The organism is Kribbella orskensis (assembly GCF_004342085.1).
GTDB lineage: Bacteria > Actinomycetota > Actinomycetes > Propionibacteriales > Kribbellaceae > Kribbella > Kribbella orskensis.
The window spans coordinates 663,549-683,145 of sequence record NZ_SLWM01000001.1 but is presented as its reverse complement, the minus strand read 5'-3'; the positions used below and the strand labels follow the sequence as shown (position 1 = coordinate 683,145).

21 protein-coding genes are annotated in these 19,597 nt (G+C 67.1%); 17 read left to right on the top strand and 4 right to left on the bottom strand.

The annotated features are described in order from the left end of the window. Positions 1-5: 5 nt before the first annotated feature. A complete protein-coding gene (locus EV644_RS03360) occupies positions 6-767 on the top strand; it encodes a glucose 1-dehydrogenase (RefSeq protein WP_132187007.1) in 762 nt (253 codons plus the stop codon). Between the two features lie 102 nt (positions 768-869). Here EV644_RS03360 and EV644_RS03355 read toward each other — a convergent pair whose 3' ends face one another. Further along, positions 870-1,892, bottom strand: coding sequence for a cupin domain-containing protein (locus tag EV644_RS03355; RefSeq protein WP_132187008.1), 1,023 nt, complete (start codon positions 1,890-1,892; stop codon positions 870-872). 315 nt (positions 1,893-2,207) lie between these two features. Between EV644_RS03355 and EV644_RS03350 the strand changes: the two genes are divergently transcribed. From EV644_RS03350 to EV644_RS03305, 10 genes are all read left to right on the top strand, one after another. Continuing rightward, positions 2,208-2,951 carry a hypothetical protein gene (locus EV644_RS03350; RefSeq protein WP_132187009.1) on the top strand — a complete coding sequence of 248 codons (744 nt, stop codon included), beginning with the start codon at positions 2,208-2,210 and terminating at the stop codon, positions 2,949-2,951. Beyond that, entirely contained in the window at positions 2,951-3,520 is a 570-nt protein-coding gene (locus EV644_RS03345; protein ID WP_132187010.1) for a cupin domain-containing protein, read from the top strand. Before EV644_RS03350 ends, EV644_RS03345 begins: the two co-directional genes overlap by 1 nt. Positions 3,521-3,556: 36 nt before the next feature. Next, positions 3,557-3,757: a ferredoxin gene (locus EV644_RS03340; protein WP_158292732.1), complete on the top strand. Its 201-nt coding sequence runs from the start codon at positions 3,557-3,559 to the stop codon at positions 3,755-3,757. Positions 3,758-3,783: 26 nt separating this feature from the next. Further along, a complete protein-coding gene (locus EV644_RS03335; RefSeq protein WP_132187012.1) occupies positions 3,784-4,992 on the top strand; it encodes an NAD(P)/FAD-dependent oxidoreductase in 1,209 nt (402 codons plus the stop codon). 89 nt (positions 4,993-5,081) lie between these two features. Beyond that, the gene (locus EV644_RS03330) at positions 5,082-6,224 is read left to right on the top strand and encodes an AraC family ligand binding domain-containing protein (RefSeq protein WP_132187013.1); all 1,143 of its coding nucleotides are present in this window, start codon (positions 5,082-5,084) and stop codon (positions 6,222-6,224) included. Further along, the gene (gene dapA / locus EV644_RS03325) at positions 6,221-7,144 is read left to right on the top strand and encodes a 4-hydroxy-tetrahydrodipicolinate synthase (protein ID WP_132187014.1); all 924 of its coding nucleotides are present in this window, start codon (positions 6,221-6,223) and stop codon (positions 7,142-7,144) included. Before EV644_RS03330 ends, dapA begins: the two co-directional genes overlap by 4 nt. Further along, on the top strand, positions 7,141-7,845 hold the full coding sequence (locus EV644_RS03320) for a dienelactone hydrolase family protein (protein ID WP_132187015.1): 705 nt from the start codon (positions 7,141-7,143) through the stop codon (positions 7,843-7,845). The genes dapA and EV644_RS03320 overlap by 4 nt, the downstream gene beginning before the upstream one ends. Positions 7,846-7,945: 100 nt before the next feature. Next, positions 7,946-8,515: a carboxymuconolactone decarboxylase family protein gene (locus EV644_RS03315; protein WP_132187016.1), complete on the top strand. Its 570-nt coding sequence runs from the start codon at positions 7,946-7,948 to the stop codon at positions 8,513-8,515. Then, positions 8,512-9,495 carry an ornithine cyclodeaminase family protein gene (locus EV644_RS03310; RefSeq protein WP_255511266.1) on the top strand — a complete coding sequence of 328 codons (984 nt, stop codon included), beginning with the start codon at positions 8,512-8,514 and terminating at the stop codon, positions 9,493-9,495. Before EV644_RS03315 ends, EV644_RS03310 begins: the two co-directional genes overlap by 4 nt. A gap of 60 nt (positions 9,496-9,555) precedes the next feature. After that, positions 9,556-10,770: a M24 family metallopeptidase gene (locus EV644_RS03305; RefSeq protein ID WP_132187018.1), complete on the top strand. Its 1,215-nt coding sequence runs from the start codon at positions 9,556-9,558 to the stop codon at positions 10,768-10,770. A 38-nt stretch (positions 10,771-10,808) separates the two neighbouring features. Here EV644_RS03305 and EV644_RS03300 read toward each other — a convergent pair whose 3' ends face one another. Beyond that, positions 10,809-11,567, bottom strand: a complete 759-nt coding sequence (locus EV644_RS03300) for a hypothetical protein (RefSeq protein WP_199239611.1) — start codon at positions 11,565-11,567, stop codon at positions 10,809-10,811. Between the two features lie 17 nt (positions 11,568-11,584). Here EV644_RS03300 and EV644_RS03295 point away from each other — a divergent pair, with 17 nt between their 5' ends. The 3 genes from EV644_RS03295 to EV644_RS03285 all read left to right on the top strand — a co-directional run bounded on the left by EV644_RS03295 (position 11,585) and on the right by EV644_RS03285 (position 14,350). Further along, positions 11,585-12,520, top strand: a complete 936-nt coding sequence (locus EV644_RS03295) for an alpha/beta hydrolase (protein WP_132187019.1) — start codon at positions 11,585-11,587, stop codon at positions 12,518-12,520. Further along, positions 12,517-13,410: an alpha/beta fold hydrolase gene (locus tag EV644_RS03290; protein ID WP_132187020.1), complete on the top strand. Its 894-nt coding sequence runs from the start codon at positions 12,517-12,519 to the stop codon at positions 13,408-13,410. Before EV644_RS03295 ends, EV644_RS03290 begins: the two co-directional genes overlap by 4 nt. A 148-nt stretch (positions 13,411-13,558) precedes the next feature. Beyond that, a complete protein-coding gene (locus EV644_RS03285) occupies positions 13,559-14,350 on the top strand; it encodes an IclR family transcriptional regulator (RefSeq protein ID WP_158292731.1) in 792 nt (263 codons plus the stop codon). Here the strand turns inward: EV644_RS03285 and EV644_RS03280 are convergent, their stop codons facing one another. Then, entirely contained in the window at positions 14,351-15,142 is a 792-nt protein-coding gene (locus tag EV644_RS03280; RefSeq protein WP_132187022.1) for an IclR family transcriptional regulator, read from the bottom strand. It lies immediately after the preceding gene. A gap of 310 nt (positions 15,143-15,452) precedes the next feature. On the opposite strand from EV644_RS03280, the gene EV644_RS03275 reads away from it, so the two are divergent. From EV644_RS03275 to EV644_RS03260, 3 genes are all read left to right on the top strand, one after another. After that, complete coding sequence (locus EV644_RS03275; RefSeq protein WP_199239610.1) at positions 15,453-17,525, top strand: FAD-dependent monooxygenase; 2,073 nt, start codon at positions 15,453-15,455, stop codon at positions 17,523-17,525. Positions 17,526-17,527: 2 nt separating this feature from the next. Beyond that, positions 17,528-18,379 carry a fumarylacetoacetate hydrolase family protein gene (locus tag EV644_RS03265; protein WP_132187023.1) on the top strand — a complete coding sequence of 284 codons (852 nt, stop codon included), beginning with the start codon at positions 17,528-17,530 and terminating at the stop codon, positions 18,377-18,379. Positions 18,380-18,727: 348 nt separating this feature from the next. Next, on the top strand, positions 18,728-19,186 hold the full coding sequence (locus EV644_RS03260) for a DoxX family protein (RefSeq protein WP_132187024.1): 459 nt from the start codon (positions 18,728-18,730) through the stop codon (positions 19,184-19,186). Between the two features lie 95 nt (positions 19,187-19,281). Here EV644_RS03260 and EV644_RS03255 read toward each other — a convergent pair whose 3' ends face one another. Then, entirely contained in the window at positions 19,282-19,584 is a 303-nt protein-coding gene (locus tag EV644_RS03255) for a hypothetical protein (protein ID WP_132187025.1), read from the bottom strand. Positions 19,585-19,597 lie beyond the last annotated feature (13 nt).

Here is a 19,597-nt window from a genome sequence, read left to right as displayed (position 1 = left end):
ATGTCATGGGACGTTTTGACAACAAGACGGTGATCGTCACCGGGGGTGCGCTCGGGATGGGCGCCAGCCATGCGCGTGGCTTCGTCGAGGAGGGCGCGAGGGTGGTGATCGGCGATGTGCTTGAAGAGGAGGGCAAAGCAGCCGCGGACGAGCTTGGCGACCGGGCGATCTTCGTTCGGCTCGACGTCGCCAGTGAGGAGGATTGGGCGGCGGCGGTGGCCGCTGCCGAGGACGCGTTCGGTCCGGTGTCGGTGCTGATCAACAACGCCGGCATCCCTACTGGTTCGGGTCATGCGGAGCTGATCGAAGACACCGACGTCGCGTCGTGGCGCCGGGTGATCGACGTCAACCTGACCGGCCCGTTCTTGGGCATCCGCGCGGTCGTGCCGTCGATGCGGAAGGCCGGCGGTGGCGTGATCGTCAACGTCGGCTCGGCCCTGGCGATGAAGTGCGCGCCTGGGCTCGGGTCGTACGTGGCCAGTAAGTGGGGCTTGCGGGGGCTGAGCAAGGCCGCGGCGGTGGAGCTCGGCCGCTACAACATTCGCGTCAACTCCATCCACCCCGCTGCCGTCCGTACCAGGCTGTCGGCCGGGCCGGAGGCGAAGGCGCTGGTGGAGGCCAGCAAGACCTGGGCGATTCCGCGTATTGCCGAGCCGGAGGAGATTACACGGCTGGCGCTGTTCGTGGCCTCCGACGAGGCCAGCTACTCAACCGGTGGCGAGTTCGTTGCCGACGGCGGCGAACTGCTCGGCCCGGCAGTGCAGTAGTACAGCTGACCGGGACGGATGCCGACAACGCTTGCGGCATCCGTCCTGGTCTCTTACCTCGGGCGCTCACGTTCAGGATCTACCAACCGTCTAGGGCATCTGTCAGCCCGGCTGAGGATCGGTGCTTACATGAGAGCGGTCGCGCAGTGCGGCAAGTTCCGCCGGCTCCGCAAGGCGGGCCTTCTTAGTGGGCTCTTGAAGGCAGTCGAACGGAGCGGTGGCGACGACCACGACGTAGCGGTTGGCGTCGTCGGCGATGCTGGTGAAGGCCGTGCCCGCGGGGACGGACACGAAGTCGCCCGGCTCGATGTCGATCACGCCGCGCTGGCTGACCAGCGTCCGCCGCCCCGAGATCTGGTAGTGGACCTCTTCACAGTCGCGATGACGCCGGTAGTCCAGTCCGGCGGTAGGCGGCTGATCCACTATCCCGATCCACAGTCCTGTGGTCTTCCAGATCCAGGTCGTCCCCGGGGCCGCCTCATCCACACGCATGACTGCGAGCCTGGCCGAGTCTTCGACTGCTGTGCGGAGAATCAGATTCTCGTCGGACGGGTGGGCGACGGCGGGTGGTTCGCCCCCGGTCACGTCGGCCATGTGCACCGTGTTCACCTCGTTGACGATGGCCGGCTCCCAACCGTCGTACGGGGGGATCCGCGCCTCGCCGTACTTGACCGCCGTGAGGACGTCGGCCGATGGGGCCGGGACGTAGAACAGCAGGTGGCTCTCCTGCCTGCCGAAATTGTCGTGGCAGACCCCCACCGGGATCCGGCACAGGTCGCCGGCCGTCAGTTCCACCGAACCGATCTCGGTCATCAACGTCCGGTCGCCGCGGATCTGGTAGCTGAGTTCGTCCACGTCGAGGTTGCGGTGGTACATGGGCTGGCGGAAATCCATCTGCTGCCACTCGACCTTGCCGAGGCGCCCTCGGTACACAGTGCGGGGGAGAGCGAACTCCAGGGGTACATATTCCTGCCCTATGTGGATCGCCTCAAGGGGAGGCAGTTCGGGGAAGCGCGGCCCGGGCCGCTGGATCGGCTGCGACAGCAGCAGATCCTCCTCCCGGTCGAGCACCCTCGGCGGCTCGTCGAAGGGGAAGACGTCGAGAAACTCGCGGACCCGAGTCATGAGTACAGCCTCCTGTCACCTGATGGGCACTTCATGCAGGCTACGACAACACCTGCCGTTGTCTTGTTTTACAGGAAAGCAGGCCTGAATAATAGGACACGTCTCATGTTCCGTGGGTTAGAAGAAATATCTGTCCACCAGATGAAGACGTGGTCGCCCGAAGTGGTCAACATCTCGCTCACGCTGCCGGGTCATCGACAGCCCAGTGCAGATTCTTGCTCGACCCGGGACCGCGCGAGGGCCGTCAAGCCTTGCCGTCTGGATGTCCGCGTGTTAGAAACTAAGTCTGTCAGCCAGACAAAGGAGGATCGAGCAGTGACTATCACCGAGCACGCCGCGCCCGAGAGCGTGGGTTCAATCCCAGCCCCGGCGGGGGACAAAGAGGTCCTCAAGGTCAACGCGTATGAGCGGGCGATGACGTTGAACAGCCAGCTCGTTCCCCTGTTCCCCTACACCGGGCCGGGCGACATGGTCGCCTGCGCAGTCACATTGCGAGGCCGGCCCGGGGCCGAGTACGGGCAGTTCTTCCATGAGAACTCCCAAGAGGAGGTCGCCTACACGCTCGGGTCCAACCTCTCGATGGTGCCGACGGGGATGTTGATCGTCGCTCCCAAGTTCCACGGGGTGAACTCGTTCCTCGCGGAGCCGCAGAACCCCGAAGCGTTCCTGCACCAGATCATCATTCAGCGGCAGGTCGAGGAGGACGCGAGTCCCGAGGAGCAGTACGAGGGGATCCACATCCGCTGCCCGGAGTGCCAGGAATTCCTGCTGAAGCACACGTTCAGCGCCGATCCCGCCAGGTGGGAAGCACACGGTGGCCGGAAGGACGACCGGTACCCGGTCTTCCCGACGGTGTACGAAGCTGTGCAGGCCACCGAGAGGTTCAACAACGACGAAAACCTCCGCACCTGCGGCAAATGCGGTCACGTCAGCCCGCCCTTCCCGTCCGCCACCTGGGGCTGGCATGAGTACGTCGACCAGCACCGCGCGTTCAACTCGGCCCGCACGGCGATGCTCGCCGCGGTTGAGGAGCAGCTCGCTTCCATCGAGGTGGCGTGATGATCAAGCGGGCCCGGTACCAGAGTGTTTTCGACCTTGCCCGTGAGGTCGGACCGTGGGACGAACGGCCGGTGGCGCCGTCGTTCGCCGATCCCCAGGTGCACATGTCGCGTAGCTCGGGAACTCAGCCGTTCTTTCTGATCTGCGCGAAGGACACGGTCGTCCTGCAGATCGTCGGCACCGCCGGCGCGGATCTGCGCTACACGGGCGTGCGCCACACCCGGCTGGAGATGGGGGACATCCTCTATGTCCCGGCCGGAACGCCGTGCCGACTCGAGCCGTACGAGGAATCCATTTTTCTGCGCTTCAAGGCGACCAACCCTGGTCTCGAGGGCGTTGCCTGGTTCTGCCCGTCGTGCGACACAGAGGTCTGGCGGTATGAGTTCGATGCCGGGAGCCAGCCCGTTCAGCAGGGCTATCTGGACGGCTGCCAGGCCTTCAACTCCGAGACCGAGCGCCGTACCTGCGGCGGATGCGAGACGGTCCACCCGACGGTCGACATCACCGGATACGACTGGGCGCAGGTCGCCGAACATGCCCGCGCGGAAGCCACGCCGCAGCCCGCCTGAGGCACCTATGTCGTCGCTACAAGGATGAGGAACGAGATGAAGAAGATCGAACTGGACCGCGAGACCTGCATGGGCTCCGCCACCTGCGTGGGGTTCGTGCCCTCGGCGATCAAGATCGACAAGGACGGCCGTGCAGCACTCCTTGTCGACGACACCGGAGGCGTCGACATTGCTGCCTTGGCCGAGGCTGTCGCGAACTGTCCGGTCGAGGCCATCCGGCTGATCGACGCGGACTAGCCGGCGACGAACGGGACCGCCGCAGAATGAAGCGGATAGTCGTCGTCGGCGCGGGCCTGGCCGGTCTGCGCGCCACTGAGGCTCTGCGCAAGCTCGGCTTCGACGGTGCGATCACCATGGTCGGCGCAGAGGAGGCGGGCCCGTACGACCGCCCGCCTCTGTCGAAGCAAGTGCTGACCGGTGAAAAGGATCCGGCCAAGACGGCGTACCGAAGCGCCGCTCACTATGCCGAGCTGGCGGTGGAACTGCGGCTGGGCCGGTCGGTGACCGAGTTGGACCTTCGATCGCGCACAGTCCGGACCGGTGACGACGACCTGCCGTTCGACGGGTTGATCGTGGCGACAGGATCGGCCGCCCGTCGGTTGACCTTGCGTGGCGAGCCGTCCGACGTCCCTGTGCTGCGGACGCTTGGCGACGCGCGGGTACTGCGTGACGCGCTGGCAGGCAGCCGGCACCTCGTCGTCATCGGGGCCGGCTTCATCGGATCTGAGGTGGCCTCCAGTGCCCGTGCGCTCGGCCTGGAGGTCACCGTGGTGGAGGCCGCGGCGGTGCCGCTCACCAGGGTCGTCGGGGAACAGATCGGCGAGATCTGTGCAGCGCTGCATCGGGAGAACGGGACCAGGCTGATCTGTGGCGCGCAGGTGTGCGCCATTGACCGCGAACCCGGGTCCCGACGGGTCCGCCTGGCTGACGGACGGGTCATCGAAGGTGATCTCGTGGTCGCGGGGATCGGTTCGGTGCCGGAGACGGGTTGGCTCGCAGCTGCCGGACTGAGCGCCACGGATGGCATCGCCTGCGACGAGTTCCTCAACGTGGGGCATCCGGCGGTGTACGCCGCCGGCGATGTCGCGCGGTGGTGGAACCCGCTGTTCGGCATCGCCATGCGAACCGAGCAGTGGACCAACGCGGTCGAGCAAGGGCGCCGTGCGGCGGCGAATCTGCTGGCCGGCCCGGGCAACGGGCAGCCGTACGCGGGCTCCAACTACTTCTGGTCGGACCAGTACGGCGTACGCATCCAGTTCGCCGGCGTCACCGAGGCCGACGAGGTCCGGATCGTGCACGGCGCTGCAGCCGACTTCCGGTTCCTCGCGTACTACCGCCGAGGCGATCGTCTGGTCGGGGCGTTCGCCATGGACCTCCCCCTGCCGCTGGTCCGCAGCAAGCTGTTGATCGAGCGGGCAGCGGGATGGGACGAGGCCCTCGCGCTGGTCAAGGAAGGAGAGATCGTCGCCTGACCGCCCCGGCCGGAACGCTGGCCAATTTGATTCGCACCCGCGCACCCGCGCATTCAGCCGGGTGGGTGGCCCTTGAGGAGGAAGATCGAATGAGCTCGGAACTGCGAATTTCGCCCCGCGAACACTCAGGTGCCGCGGAGTCCGGCAAGGCCCGCTTCGTCGATCGGACCGGAGTGGAACCCGCCGGTCTGGATGATCTGTGGGAGCCCGTGGTGGTAACCCGGGAAGAGATCGAAGCCGAGGTGGATCGCCTTTCGGCCCTGCCGCGGCCCGGCGACGGTCGCCGGCGCTCGCTGATCGTGCATCCGCGGGAGAGCGCCGGCCTCGGCTTGGCCCCGGGGATCGAGGTGGCCCTCGAGGTGCTTCTCCCTGGTGAGCGCACCGATCCGATCCGGCACAACTCGGCGCAGGTAGTTTTCTGCATCGAGGGCGGCGGTGCGGTCGTCTTTGCCGGCGGCCCCCGCGTCGTCCGTTCGTTCGAGCGGTACGACGTTTGGAACACCCCCTCGATGTCGACGTACGTGCACGTCAACGACACCGCAGAACGGCAGGTCCGGCTGAACTACAGCAACGCAGCACTGCTGGAGCGGCTCAACGTGCACTACGTGGACACCGATCCAGGGAAGAACCTCGGGGCCTCATCGGGGTCGGTCGATGAGGACGCTGCGGAGTTCCCGTTCGAGGAACTGTTCGAGCTCGGCGACGAGGGGGCCTGGCTGATGGCCTACGAACGTGTGATCAGGCCGCCGGTGCAGGAGTCGCCGGCCCTGATGTGGCCTTGGAAGCAGGTCAAGGCCGAGCTCGACAAGCTCCACGTGCTAGGTGCCAAGTACCGGGGTCGCAGGCTGTATCTGCTCTACAACCCCGCCACCGGCCGCACCAACGGCACGACCCATGGCTTCTTCGCCACGATGACGATCCGCCCGGCTGGTGTCGTGGACCGTCCGCACCGCCATACGGCGGCGGCGATCAACTACTACTTCAAGGGCAGCGGGCACAGCACGGTGGCTGGTCGCCGATACGACTGGAAGGCCGGTGACCTGATGCTGTCGGCCCCAGGCTGGGCAATCCACAACCATGCCAGCCACGATTCCGACGTCTACGAACTGACCATCCAGGACAGCCCGTTCCATCTGACCAACGACTCGCTGCTGTGGCAGGAGAGCCTCCGGCAGCAGCCGATCCTGATCGGTTCCCATTCGGGTTGGGCGACCAACAGGGCCTCAGTGTGACCACTCTCGTGGATCTGGCGCCCGGCGCCCTCCGCGGTTCGTATGTTCCGCTGGTCACGCCTTTTCGGCATGGCGAGGTCGACCTCGCCACGTACGCATCCCTGGTGCGCAGGCAGGCGAGCGCGGGATCAGCCGGCATCGTGCTCACCGGGACCTCGGGCGAGCCCAGCGTCCTCACCGTCGAGGAGCGGGTTCGGCTCTACGAGACCGCCGTTGCGGCGGCCGGTGCCCGGCTCCCGGTGGTGGCGGCCACCGGGAGCCAGGCTCTCCCGGAGACGGAAGAGCTCACCAGGGCGGCCGAGAAGGCCGGGGCCGCCGCCGTGCTGATCGTGACGCCCTACTACATCAAGCCGCCGCAGCGCGGACTGGTCGAGTACTTCGTCCAGATTGCTGCCGTCACCAGCCTGCCGGTGTTGATTTACCACATCCCGGGGCGGAGCGCCGTCACCCTTTCGGTGGCCGCGCTGGCGGAGGCGGTACGGCGGGCCCCGAACATCGTCGGGGTCAAGCACGCCTCCGCCGACCTGGCCTGGGCCACCGAACTCCTGACCGAGCTCGGCCCGAGCTTCCGGCTGTTCTGTGGTCTGGAGGAGATGTCCTTCCCCATGCTCGCGCTCGGCGCGGCCGGCCTGATGAATGCTGCTGCGAACATCGCGCCCACGCCGATCGGCCAGCTCTGCCAAGCCGTCGCCGACGGCGACCTCGCCATGGCCAGACGACTTCATTTCGAGCTGTTCACTCTCAACCAAGCGGTGTTCTGGGACACGAATCCCATCCCCGTCAAGTACCTCATGTACCGCCTCGGTCTGCTGCCCAGCAACGAACACCGGCTGCCCATGTCACCGCCGCCCCCCGAGCTGGAGACTCGGCTCGACGCACTTCTTCCCCAGCTCCTCCCGATCGCAGGAGTTCCCGCATGAACCGGTGGACCACGCTCGAGACCGCCGACGGCCCCATGCGGGTGTACGAGGCGCACCCGGCCGTACCGACCGGGCGAACGGTCGTGGTGCTGCAGGAGGCCTTCGGTGTCAACGCACACATCCAGGGCATCGCCCGCCGTTTCGCTGCCCGCGGTTTCCTCGCGCTTGCCCCCGACCTGTTTCACCGCAGCGGGATCACCGAGCTCGCCTATGACCAACACGCTCTTGCCATGCCTTTGATCGCAGCGATCGGCCCAGAGCTGATCACAGCCGATGTCCATGGCGTCCTGGCTACGAAGGGCATCGCGCCGGACCGTACGGCGATCGTCGGTTTCTGCTTCGGCGGACGTGCGGCCTTTACCGCTGCGACGGCCACACCCGGATTGGCCGCCGCGGTGGTCTTCTACGGTCCGGGCATCGCCGCCGGGCCGCACGCGGTGCTCGACCGCGCCGCGTCCATCACTGCGCCGATGCTGCTGCATGTCGGAGCCGAGGATCCCACCATTCCCCAGCCGCAGGTCGAGGAGATCGACAGCGTGCTGACCGCCGCCGACGTGGACTTCGAGCAGCTCGTCTACGCCGGAGCGGGGCATGCGTTCGCCTGCGATGCACGACCTCACATGTTCCATGAGGCGTCCGCCGCGATTGCCTGGGACCGCACCTACGCCTTTCTGGACAAGAATCTCCCGCCCACGACCTGACGGCTGCATCGAGCGAAGCCCTTGGCGGGGCAACGGCAGATGCTCGGTGTCTGACATACAGAACTTTAGTCGCGATACAGACAATGACTGTGAGGTGAGCATGACCAGCGCGCTGCGTCGGCTGGACTACGAGCAACTGGACGCGTCCCTGCAGGAGGCACTGGGGCCGAAGGTCCGGCGACTGGGATACCTGGGTGAATTCTTCGCCGTGGCCGGACATCAACCCGCTGCCATGCTGGCGTTCCACGAGTTCACAGAGGCGTTGAAACGGGCGTTGCCACCGGAACTCGCCGAGGTCGTCGCCCTGACGGCCGCGGCCGAGCTGGGAAGCGATTACGAGCGCTGCCAGCATGAGCGGCTCGCCGTCAGCCTCGGGTTTGGCCTGGCCTGGATCGCTGCGGCGGAGGGACGCGAGGGAAGTGACCCCTCATTCCTGAGCGACGAGGCTAGGTGCACGCGCGACCTGGTTCTGGCGATTCTCGCTGACCGAGGCCACGAAGCGGGAGTCCAGGTCGATGTGGCGATCGAGCAGCTCGGGGAGGAGCAGACCGTCGCGGTGCTTCTACTGATCGGACGCTCTGTGGCCCACGGGTTCGTCAGCAACAGCACGGGGCTGACCGCGCCGGTGCCCTCGGTGTTCGACGGCGCAGCGGTGGTGACGGCATCGTGACCGCGCGACTTCTTACCGAGGCTGACGTCACGTCGATGCTTGACCTGCCAGCCGCCATCCGCGCCGTCGAGGACGGTCTGCGTCAGCAGGCCGGTGGCATTGCGCACGCGATGGAGAAGACACACGCAGCCTGGGAGAGTTCCACGCTGCACGCGATCGGTGGCGTGCTCACCGATGACGGGCTCGCCGGGACGAAGACCTGGGCGCACACGCCCGGCGGAGCCGCGCCGTACCTGTTGTTGTTCGATGCCCGGGACGGATCACTTCGAGCGCTCATCGAAGCGTTCGCGCTCGGGCAGCTTCGCACCGCAGCCGTCTCCGGCGTAGCGACCGCTCGGTTGGCCGACCCCGACGCCGGCGAGCTCGCGATCATCGGCACCGGTAAGCAGGCATTGACTCAGGTGGCGGCGGTGGCAGCGGTCCGTCCGCTGCGCCAGGTGCATGCCTACTCCCGGGACCCGGCGAAGGCGTCCGCCTTCTGCCACCAGGTCACAGATCAACTCGCGATCTCGGCGCGGCCGGCAGTCAGCGTTGCCGATGCGGTGCGGGACGCTCCTGTCATCACCCTGGCAACCAGGGCAACCGAGCCGTTCCTGTCTGCCGACCTACCCGCCATAGGGGCCCACATCAACGCGATGGGCGCGGTCACTCCAGAGCGCGCCGAGTTCCAGCCTGACCTGCTGAAGCGTTGCTCGGTGGTGGTGGCGGACAGCGTGGAGCAGGCCCGGCACCTCTCCGCGGAGATGCGTGCGTTCTACGGGCCGGGTCCGGACGCGTGGTCGGCGGTGCGGAGACTCGCCGACCTGGCGCCGGGAGACGTGGCACGCGCAGACGGTCGCGATCTGACCTTGTTCAAGGCGATGGGCGTCGGTCTGTTCGACCTCACGCTGGGTGCGTACTGCCTGCGTCAGGCGGAGGCCAGCGACGTCGGCCTTCCGCTGCCCGCCCCGGTCCGCTCCCGTGCCCGCTTGCACGGCTGAGGTGGCGCATCTCAAGAACCGACCGTACCTGCGGTCACCTACAGAAAGGATCACTGGCTCATGAGCGCGTTGGCAAACGTCATCTCCTATGACCTGGATGAGCGAGACCTCCGTTGGGGACGCGTCCGCGCCGCCATGGGGGAGCAGGGCATCGACCTCCTGATCGTGCTGCCGGAATCTGACGCCACCGACGCACGGTATCTGGCGCAGGAGGCCGGTGCCGTGCTGTTCCCGCTGGAAGGCGATCCGTGGATCGTGATCGGTGGTGAGGACAGCCATCTCGCCCTGACCCGCAAAGCATGGATGGATCAGAGGATCAGCGCGACGGACCAAGGAGTCAACCGGTGGTCCTACGGCAGCGCCGTGGCCGAAAATCTTCGAAAGCTGAAGCTGACCCCCAGCCGCGTCGGCATCGCCGGCCTGGATGGCAGTCTGTACTCGCACGTACGCGCGCTTGACGGATATGCGCTCTATTCCACGGTCACGCGCATTCTGGAGGCCCTGCCAGGTGCGGAGGTGGTCAACGCTGCCCCTCTGATGGCAGGAGTGCGCTACATCAAGAGTGCGGCGGAGATCTCCGCGGTGCGGGCCGGCGTACAGGTGGCAGAGGCGGCGGCGGCCGCGATCGGTGCAGCGTATCGAGCGGGGACGAGCCAGGCCGAGTTGTACCGCGCCGGGTACGCTCAACTGCTCGAACCCGGGGTCGGCGGCCCATTCGGCGGCATGCCGATGCTCGCCTGGTGCCCGGGGCAATGGGGGCAGGTCCGGCCGCGCTTGGTGGGTACTCCGACTGGTCTCGTCGAGGACGGCCTGTGCGTGGCGACCGAGATCATCGCGGTCGTGCGTGGTTGCTTCGCCCAGGTCGCCGAGCCGTACGTGGCCGGTGCGGTGACTGCCGAGCAGCAGGAGGTCTTCGATCTCAACATCGCGGCGTTCGAGGCCGCCTGCCGCGCAATGCGACCGGGGACGACCTGGCGTGAGGTCAAGGAGCGAACGCTGGCCGTGGCAGCGGGCACCGAGTGGAAGATCACCTTCCTCCTGCACGGCGGCGTGGACGGGCCGTTGTTCATCCCCGGGGACCGGCACGAGGACTGGCTCGACGACAAGGTCGAGGCCGGTACGACGCTGATCTGCAAGCCACACGCCTTTCCCGCGGACCAGGATGACCAGATCGCCCGGAGTCACGATGTCACCTGGGGGGACATGGTGGTGGTGCGGGAAGGCGGAGCCGAACGGCTCGGTAGCCGGCCGCAGCAGCTGATCTCGTACTCGTGAGTCCGCATTCACCGGCCGGCGGTTGGACTGGCCACCAGTCAGGCCTCTTCGCGTTCCAGGGCGCGGACCAAGGCCTCGAAGCCGGCGTCGATACCGGCCGCGTCGCCGCTCGTCCGCCACTCGATCAGGAAGCCGCGCAGCGACGCCAGGATGAACTCCGCGACCTCCAGCTTTCGTCGATCCGGCCAGTCCTCGGGGCAGCCGGCCAGCAGGGTGGGCATGTACTGCCTCGACGCCTCCCGCGCGAGCTGCGCATAGCGGGCGGGGTCGTACATCGCCAGGCCGATCGCCTGATCCAGCACCCACGATTCCTCACTGATCAACACCGGCCAGACAGCTCGTACGAACTCCGCCAAGGACAGCCGATCCGGCCCGCCGGTCGCCGCGAGAACGGCACGGCCGATGCGACGATCCCGCAGCTCGAGGACCGCACGGGTGAGGAGGTCCTCGACTCCTTCGAAGTGATACAGCAGCACCTTGTGAGTCGCTCCGGCCGCGCGCGCTGCCCGACGCAGCGAGAAGTCCGCAAGCCCGTTGACCGCGAGATCGTCGGCAACCCGCCCCAGCAACTTCCGTCGCCGCGCCTCGCCCCGCGGCGACCCCACCGACCGCCGATACCCGGGCGCCGCCGGCTCGTCACCACCGAGCCGCTCGCCGCCCGCCCGATCAGCGTCCGCTCGATCCGCCGTCTGGTCGCCCTGAAGAGTCGCGCGACCGGCCGCTGCGGGGTCGTCGGGTGAGGCGTTCACGGTCTCAGCTTCGCCGAGGCGGCGGTCCATGGACAGTTTGCGAACCATGTGGTTCACTTTAGCTCATGGCGAGATCTCGAACTGCAGAGAACGGCGCCGGCGGGCTTCCCCGGCCGGAAGAGCGAGTGAAAGTCCGCTTCCCCAGCGGCGACACCGAGTGCGCGGCCTGGCACTACCCCGGGACGAACGGCGGCTGCGTGATCATGACCGGCGGCCTGGCGGTGACCAAGGAGCCGGGCACCGACAGGTTCGCGGAGCGGTTCCACCAGGCCGGGTTCAGCGTGCTCGCGTTCGACTACCGCCGGCTGGGCGAGAGCGGCGGCCAACCCCGTCAAGTGGTCCGGATCAAGGACGAACTCGCCGACTGGGACGCCGCGATCACCTTCGCCCGGGCGCTGCCGGAGGTCGATCCGACCAAGCTCGCGATCTGGGCCTTCTCCCTCTCCGGCGGGCACATCTTCCGCGTCGCGGCCCGTCATCCCGACCTGGCCGCAGCGATCGCGCAGACCCCGAACGCCGACGGCCCGGCGGCCACCCGGAACGCGACTCGCCACCAGAAGCCGACCGCGCTCCTCCGCACCACCGCGCTCGGCCTTCTCGACGCGATGGGCGGGCTGATCGGACGTTCGCCCCGGCTGTTGCCGCTGGTGGGACCGCCCGGGACCGTCGCACTCCTCACGACTCCGGACGTGCTCGACAACGTCCTCGATCAGGACAACAAGTACCCCGAGTGGCAGCAGACCGTTGCCGCCCGCTCGACCTTCCGCCTCGGTCTCTACCGCCCCGGCCGCGACGCATCCCAGATCCGGTCTCCGCTGCTCGTGGTCGTCGCCGAGCAAGATCGATCAGCACTTGCCGCGCCCGCCGTGGAAGCCGCCCAACGAGCCCCCCACGCGGAGCTCGTCCGAGTCGGCGGGGGCCATTACGCCCCCTTCACCAACGCCCACGAAGAGGTCGTCGCGGCCGAGCTCTCGTTCCTCCAACGCCACCTTGTGCCATGAAGACGATCGAGCTGTCGGCCGGGACCATCGAGTATGAGGACACCGGCGGCACCGGCCCGACGGTCGTGCTCTTGCACGGATTGCTGATGGACGCGTCGCTCTACCACGGCGTGGTCTCCGAGCTCTCGGCCGACCACCGCTGCGTAGTACCGACGTTGCCTCTCGGCGCACACCGGCACGCCATGCACCCGGACGCCGACCTGTCGCTCATCGGGGTCGCCCACTTGGTCGTGGAATTCCTCGAAGTCCTGGACCTCAGCGATGTCGTCCTGGTGGGCAACGACACCGGCGGCGCACTCATTCAGCTGCTCCTCGGCCGAGGCACGAGCGCCCGCGTGGGACGGGTTGTGCTGGTGTCGTGTGAAGCGTTCGACAACTTCCCGGCTCGGGTGACCGGCAAAACCCTGGCGCTCGCGGGCAAGCTCTCGCCGCTGATGTTCGGGCTTTTCATGCAGCAACTGCGACTGAGGATCGTCCGGCGGTCGCCGATCGCGTTCGGCTGGCTGACCCTGCACGGGGACGCCACCACCGCCAAGTGGATCGAGCCGGTGCTGAGGCAACCCGAGATCCGCCGCGACGCAGTACGGCTGCTCCGGGCAGCAGCAGCCCAGGCCGAGCTGCTCGATGAAGCCGCCGAACAGCTGCCGTCCTTCGATCGCCCGGCCCTGGTCGTCTGGGCGGCGAACGACCGCGTGATGCCGCCGGAGCACGGCCAGCGCCTCGCCACCCTTCTCCTCCGGTCGAAGTTGATCGAGGTCGACGACACCTACACCCTCATCGCCCTGGACCAGCCGACCCAGCTGGCTGACCTGATCCGGCAGTTCGCCACGGCCTGGCCCGCACACCGGGCACGCGGCGAGCGCGGCTTCTGCGAGCCGCCACGGCCCTAGCCAGGTTCGGTCGGGGTCACACCATCGCCTGTGCCGCAAGCGGGATCCGGGCCACAAGGTGAAGAGGTGGTCTGCTAGCCGGATCTTAGTTCTCAGCAATTGCGCGATCGAGCGCGATATGCGGCGTGTCACAGCTAAAGTGTCTGTCATGCAGACTACTGAGCCGCCAGGCCCGCGCCCGCAGTATCCGATCGAGGCGGTGGACAAGGCATTCCAGATGCTGAATCTCTTCCGCGATCAGAAACAGGTGCGCCTGGCGGACGTACGTGACGCACTCGGGCTCACCCAGTCGCGCGCGCATCGGCTGATGGCGATGCTCGTGTACCACGGCTTCGCCGAGCAGGACCGGCTGACCCGCACGTACCGGCCCGGTCCCACCCTGGTCGACCTGGGGCTGTCGGTGGTTCGCGGGATGGATATACGCAGCATCGCCCGGCCGGTGCTCGAAGAGTTGGCCGCCGAGGTCGGTGAGACCACAGGCCTCGGTGTGCTGCAGGGCTCGGAGGTCCGTTTCATCGACGGGGTGGAGAGCGAGCTGGCGCTGCGGGTCGCCAATCGGATGGGCAAGCTGCTTCCGGCGCATGCGACGAGCATCGGAAAGGCTCTGCTCGCTGAGCTTCCGGAGGAGACACTCAGGGTGCTCTACCCCAGTGAACAGCTCACCCCGGTGACCACCCACACGATCGCGCGCCGGTCAGAGCTCGAGGAGCAGCTCAAGACCGTGCGCAAGCGCGGCTACGCGGTCAACGCCTCCGAGAGCGAGGAGGGGGTCAGTTCGGTCGCCATGGTGATCCGTGATCCTGCCCGCGGCGCGATCGCGGCCATCAGTATCGCGGCCCCGGTCAGCCGCATGCCCATGAGCCAGGCCAAGACCGTGGCTGAGCGGCTGACCGCCGCGGTCGAGCGCATCAACAAGGCAATCGCCAAGCCGGTCGCCTGATCACTCGTCGATGTGTTGCAGGCGGGTCGTGATGCGCTCGGCGGCGTTGCGGACCGCCTTGGTGACCTTCGTCGTCCTACTCTCCGGGACCCGGGTGGCGAGCGCGGCGATGCTGATCGCGGCCTCGACCTTGTCATCGGCCGACCAGATGGGTGCGGCAACGCCGAGGACGTCGGGGTCCAGTTCTCCGCTGGACAGTGCGAATCCCTGCCGGCGGATCTGCGCGAGCCTGGTGTGCAGTGCGGTGGGGCTGGTGATGGTGTGCCGGGTGAATCGCTTCAGCGGCGCCGCGGCAAGGATCTCGTCAACGTCGGCGGCTGGTGTCCAAGCCAGCAGCACCTCGGCCGCTGCGCCGGCATTGACCGGCATGACGTGGCCCCGCTCGTAGGACAGGCGGATGTGGTGCGTGCTCTCCTCCAACTCGAGACAGACCACCGCAGTGCCGGAGAGACGAGTGAGCAGGACAGTCTCACCGACGTCGTCCGCGAGTTCGCGCATGACCGGCCTGGCGATCTCGGACAGCCCCAAGCCTTTCCGGGCCAGGCGAGCGAGCTCGAACACCCTGGGACCGAGGCGGAAGCCACCGTCGCACTCTTCGATGAAGCCGGAGCTGACCAACCCCTTGAGGTAGCGGTAGCCAGTTGAGCGCGCGACACCGAAGTGCGCAGCGATCTCGCTACCTGACCAGACCAACCTGTCGTCGGAGAACAGTTGCAGGACCTCGAGAGCACGATCCGCGGTGGAGTTGCGGTCGCGGTACCCGCTCGCAGGTCGGTCAAGTTGTCCTGTCATGTAGGACATGTTACCTGGGCCATCGGCTCGGCGTGTAGTGATCGATCCGGGTGGCTACAGGGTCCGGACTCGAAAGCTTGACCACTATCGATGCCGCGCTGGTCACCCCTGAGCACGCCGGCCACCTGAGCTGTCGTTGCCAACGGCCATGTCCTGCAATACAGTCCCTATGTAGCGAGAAATGAAACGAGCACCGTTCCGTCCGAGGAGGGCATGATGCCGTTGCGCCTGAGTTGCTCCGGGTCCGGGACGTCCCCACACGTTCACTGGACATCGCCGTAATGCCTGGCTCGGTAAGGGAGCTCCGATCATGTCGCTTCCGGTGTTGATCGTCGGCGCAGGGCCTGTTGGGCTGACCACGGCGAACCTGCTTGTGTCCCGAGACGTTCCGGTGCTTCTCGTCGAGCGCAATGCCACGACGAGCGACGATGCCAAGGCGATCAGCCTCGACGATGAGTCGCTCCGGACGTTCGACACGATCGGCCTCGCTGACCGAGTGCTCGACATCGTGGTCCCCGGTACTGGCACCCGGTACTTCGATCGCAAGGGTCGGTCGCTGTTCCATGCGGGCGGACCATGGCCGGCCAGGCTCGGCTACCCGATCAAGAACCAGTTCGCCCAGCCGGAACTTGAGAGCATGCTGCTCGGCGCGCTTCGCGACCATCCACGCGCCGACATCCGGTTCGGCACGGAGCTGGTGTCGTTGGCTCAGGAAGCCGGCCAGGTGATTGCCTGCCTGCGTTCGGACGAGACCAATGCACAGGTCGCGGTCAGCTGGGTGCTCGGCTGCGACGGCGGGCGCAGCACCGTCCGCGAACTCACTGGCATCAATATGACCGGGGTCAGCCATGAGGAACCGTGGCTGGTCGTCGATACCACCGGCGACACCCACGACCAGCGGTACGGCATGCACCACGGCAATCCAGCCCGGCCAACCGTGATCGTCGCCGGTCGCGGAGGAAGGTGCCGGTACGAGTTCCTGCTGCAGCCTGGCGAGGGTGCGGCACGCAGTACGCCCGACTTCGCGCTCATCACGAGGCTTCTGGCGCCGTACCGTGCCATCACACTCGAACAGGTCGAGCGGGCGACGATCTACACCTTCAACTCCGTCGTGGCCGACCAGTGGCGCAGCGGCAGGTGCCTGCTGCTGGGAGATGCCGCTCACATGATGCCGCCGTTCGCCGGCCAGGGCCTCAATTCCGGCGTTCGGGACGCGGCCAATCTCGCCTGGAAGATCGCGGAGGTGTGGCACGGCCGAGCCGGTGAGCAACTGCTCGACACCTACGAGTCGGAGCGACGCTCACATGCTGCCGCCATGGTCCGGTTCTCCGCCCGGCTCGGCACCGTGGTCATGACCACGAGCAAGAATCGTGCACGCATACGCGATCTGCTCGTTCGAGCGCTGCTGCGCACGGCGCGTGGTCGCCGGTACCTCACGGAGATGCGGTTCCGGCCACCAGCGCGACACACCGCTGGTCTGGTGTTACCAGGCGGCGAGGGACTGACCGGCACGCAGCTACCAGCGTTTCAGGTTCTCGTGCCTCCCGGACTGCGATCCGTCCCGGTCGACGGCGTACTCAGGCAGGGCTTGTCGGTGCTGGGGATCGACGTACCGCGGGAGAGTTGGCAGCGGATCGAGGACCTGCTGCGACCCTGGGCGCCGCGCCGGATCGATGTCGCGATCGGTCATCGGCTACCTGCCCAGGCGCTCGGCGGCCTCGTCGACGTCGCCGTCGCCGCCGACCGATCGATCGACGGCGAGTTGGCTGCTGTTCGCGGCCGATTCCTGCTCGTCAAGCCCGACCGCTACATCGCAGCCGTGTTCGATGCTGCGGACGAGGTGCTGGAACTACTGCGAACGAGATATCCCGTCATCAAGGAGGACAGTATGGGCATCACTGGCCTGGGGCACACCGGATTCTGGGTCGACGACCTGGCGACGATGCGCGACTTCTACCATCGCGTGCTCGGACTGACCATCACCGACGAGGACGAGGAGCGAGGGATCGTCTTCTTCTCCGCGCGCCCCGCCGAAGAGCACCACGAGTTCGTGCTCCAGCGCGGACGCACCGCACCACCGGGTGCGAAGCTGACGCACCAGGTGTCCTGGCGAGTCGATTCGCTGGAGACGATCCTTGCCTTCCACCAGCGGTTCCGGGAGGAGGGCGTCGAAGTGCAGCAGGAAGTGACCCACGGCAACGCGATCGGGATCTACTTCTTCGATCCGGAGGGCAACCGCAACGAGGTGTACCTGCGGATCGAGAAGGATGTGCGGCAACCGTTCCGTAAGACCCTGAACCTCGACCAGGACGCGGCCGGTGTCCTTGCCGAAGCTCAGCGGTTGCTCACCGATGGCGGCCCCAACTACCAGGCGGTGCAGTAGCCATGCGCCTGTCCACTGTACGGTTGCCGGCCGGCGGCACCGCGGCAGCGCGTTACGACGGGGACGATCTGGTTCTGCTCCAGTACGACGATGTCGGCGCACTGCTTGCCAGCGGCAAAGACTGGATGGAATGGGCGGCCAGGGCGGATGGGGACCGTCTGCCACTGGCGGGCGCGTCGCTCGCTCCGGTAGTGCCGCACCCGAACAAGATCATCTGCCTGGGATTGAACTATGCGTCGCACATCGCCGAGATGGGCCGGCCCACGCCGCAGTACCCGACCCTGTTCGCCAAGTACGACGGTTCCCTGATCGGTGCGAATGACGCCATCCTGGCCCCGGCGGTCAGCGATCAGCTCGATTGGGAGGCGGAGCTGGGCGTCGTCGTCGGACAGTCGGCCCGGCACGTCGTACCGGCCGACGCGCTGGCTCATGTCGCCGGCTACACCGTCGTCAACGACATCACGGTGCGCGACTGGCAACACCGGACACGAGAATTCCTGGCCGGCAAGACGTTCGAGTCCACCACGCCGGTCGGCCCCGCATTGGTCACGCCGGACGAACTGCCCGCCGGCGCATCGGGTCTGGACATCAGCTGTCAGGTCGATGGTGTCGTGATGCAGCACTCCACCACAGCCGACCTGTTGTTCAGCGCCGCCCACATCATCGCCTACGTCAGCACAATCATCACTCTGCTCCCAGGCGACGTGATCGCCACCGGGACTCCTGGCGGTGTCGGCGCCGGACGCGATCCTCAGATCTTCCTCGCTCCCGGACAAGAAGTCGTCACCCGGATCGAAGGCATCGGCGAACTCCGCAATACAGTCACCGCTGATCTCGCGACACCGCCGGGATAACCACGCCCGTGCACACGTACGGATGGTGAACTGATCGAGGTGTTTGTGGCGGCCCACGCGACTCGAGTCATCGGACATCGGAGCACGGTCCGGCCACAACCCGTCGAGGAGTACGTCGCGGTGCAGCCGCCCGATGCGGCCGGAGGCTCGAGCGGCTGCTCCCTGAGGCTTCAGGGTTCCCCCTGAGTCGTACGTCGTCCAGGCGAGGTCGGTGTAGGTCGCCGTACCGCGCCTGAGGTAGGGCCGTACCGCGCCTGAGGTAGGCAAGTGCCGTCGGTTGCCCGACGCGGTGGAGGGGTGGTTTTCGCGACGCTTTTGGCACATCGATCGCGACAGGAGAAACCGACTATGAATGCCTTGATTTACAGGGGAGACCGGGTCGCCGGCTGGTTGAGCCGGCACAGCGTCGATATCTTGCGGGTCAGCCTCGGACTGACCTTCCTCGGGTTCGGCGTACTCAAGTTCTTTCCGGGGGTGAGCCCGGCGGAGGCGCTGGTGATGCGCACCATCGACACGCTCACTCTCGGAATCGTCAGCGGGCGGAACGCCGTCCTGCTGGCCGCGCTGCTGGAGTGCTTCATCGGGCTCACCCTCGTCACCGGCAAGCTGCTGCGGACCGGGCTGCTGGTGCTCGGGTTCTCGCTGCTGGGGATCATGTCGCCGCTGGTGCTGTTCTTCGGCGACCTGTTCCCGGGCACGCCGACGCTCGAGGCGCAGTACGTGCTGAAGGACATCGTGCTGGCGGCCGCCGGACTGGTGATCGCCGCGAAGGCCCTAGCCGCGTCACCACTGCGACTGCGGGCTTGAGGAGTCACCACCGCAACTGCGGGCGAGTGACAAGCGCCGCCCGGTGCTGCTGCTCGCGGTGGTGCTGGCCGGGAACGAGCAGGCCCTGACCGGCACTAGTTGCGCACGGACCCGCACTCCAAGAAGCAGGGCTGCCCCAGCATCAGTGCGGGTTCGGGATGCCAGGGCCGGTGCTCGGTGCGCTGGTCGCGCAACGGCAGGTTCGAGTGCAGCAGCGCGATGCAGTACAGGAGCGGGTCGCGGCTGGCGCGGATGATCTGGCGCGGGTCCTGGCCCGGGTACACCGGTACGGCGTAGTGGTGGTTGCGGTCGCGCCGGCTGCGCGCGACGAAGGCGTGCGTCTCGCCGTCGTACTTCGCGTCGAGCGCGATCTGTGTGAGTTCGGTTCGTGTGGGCATCTGCGGCTCCCCA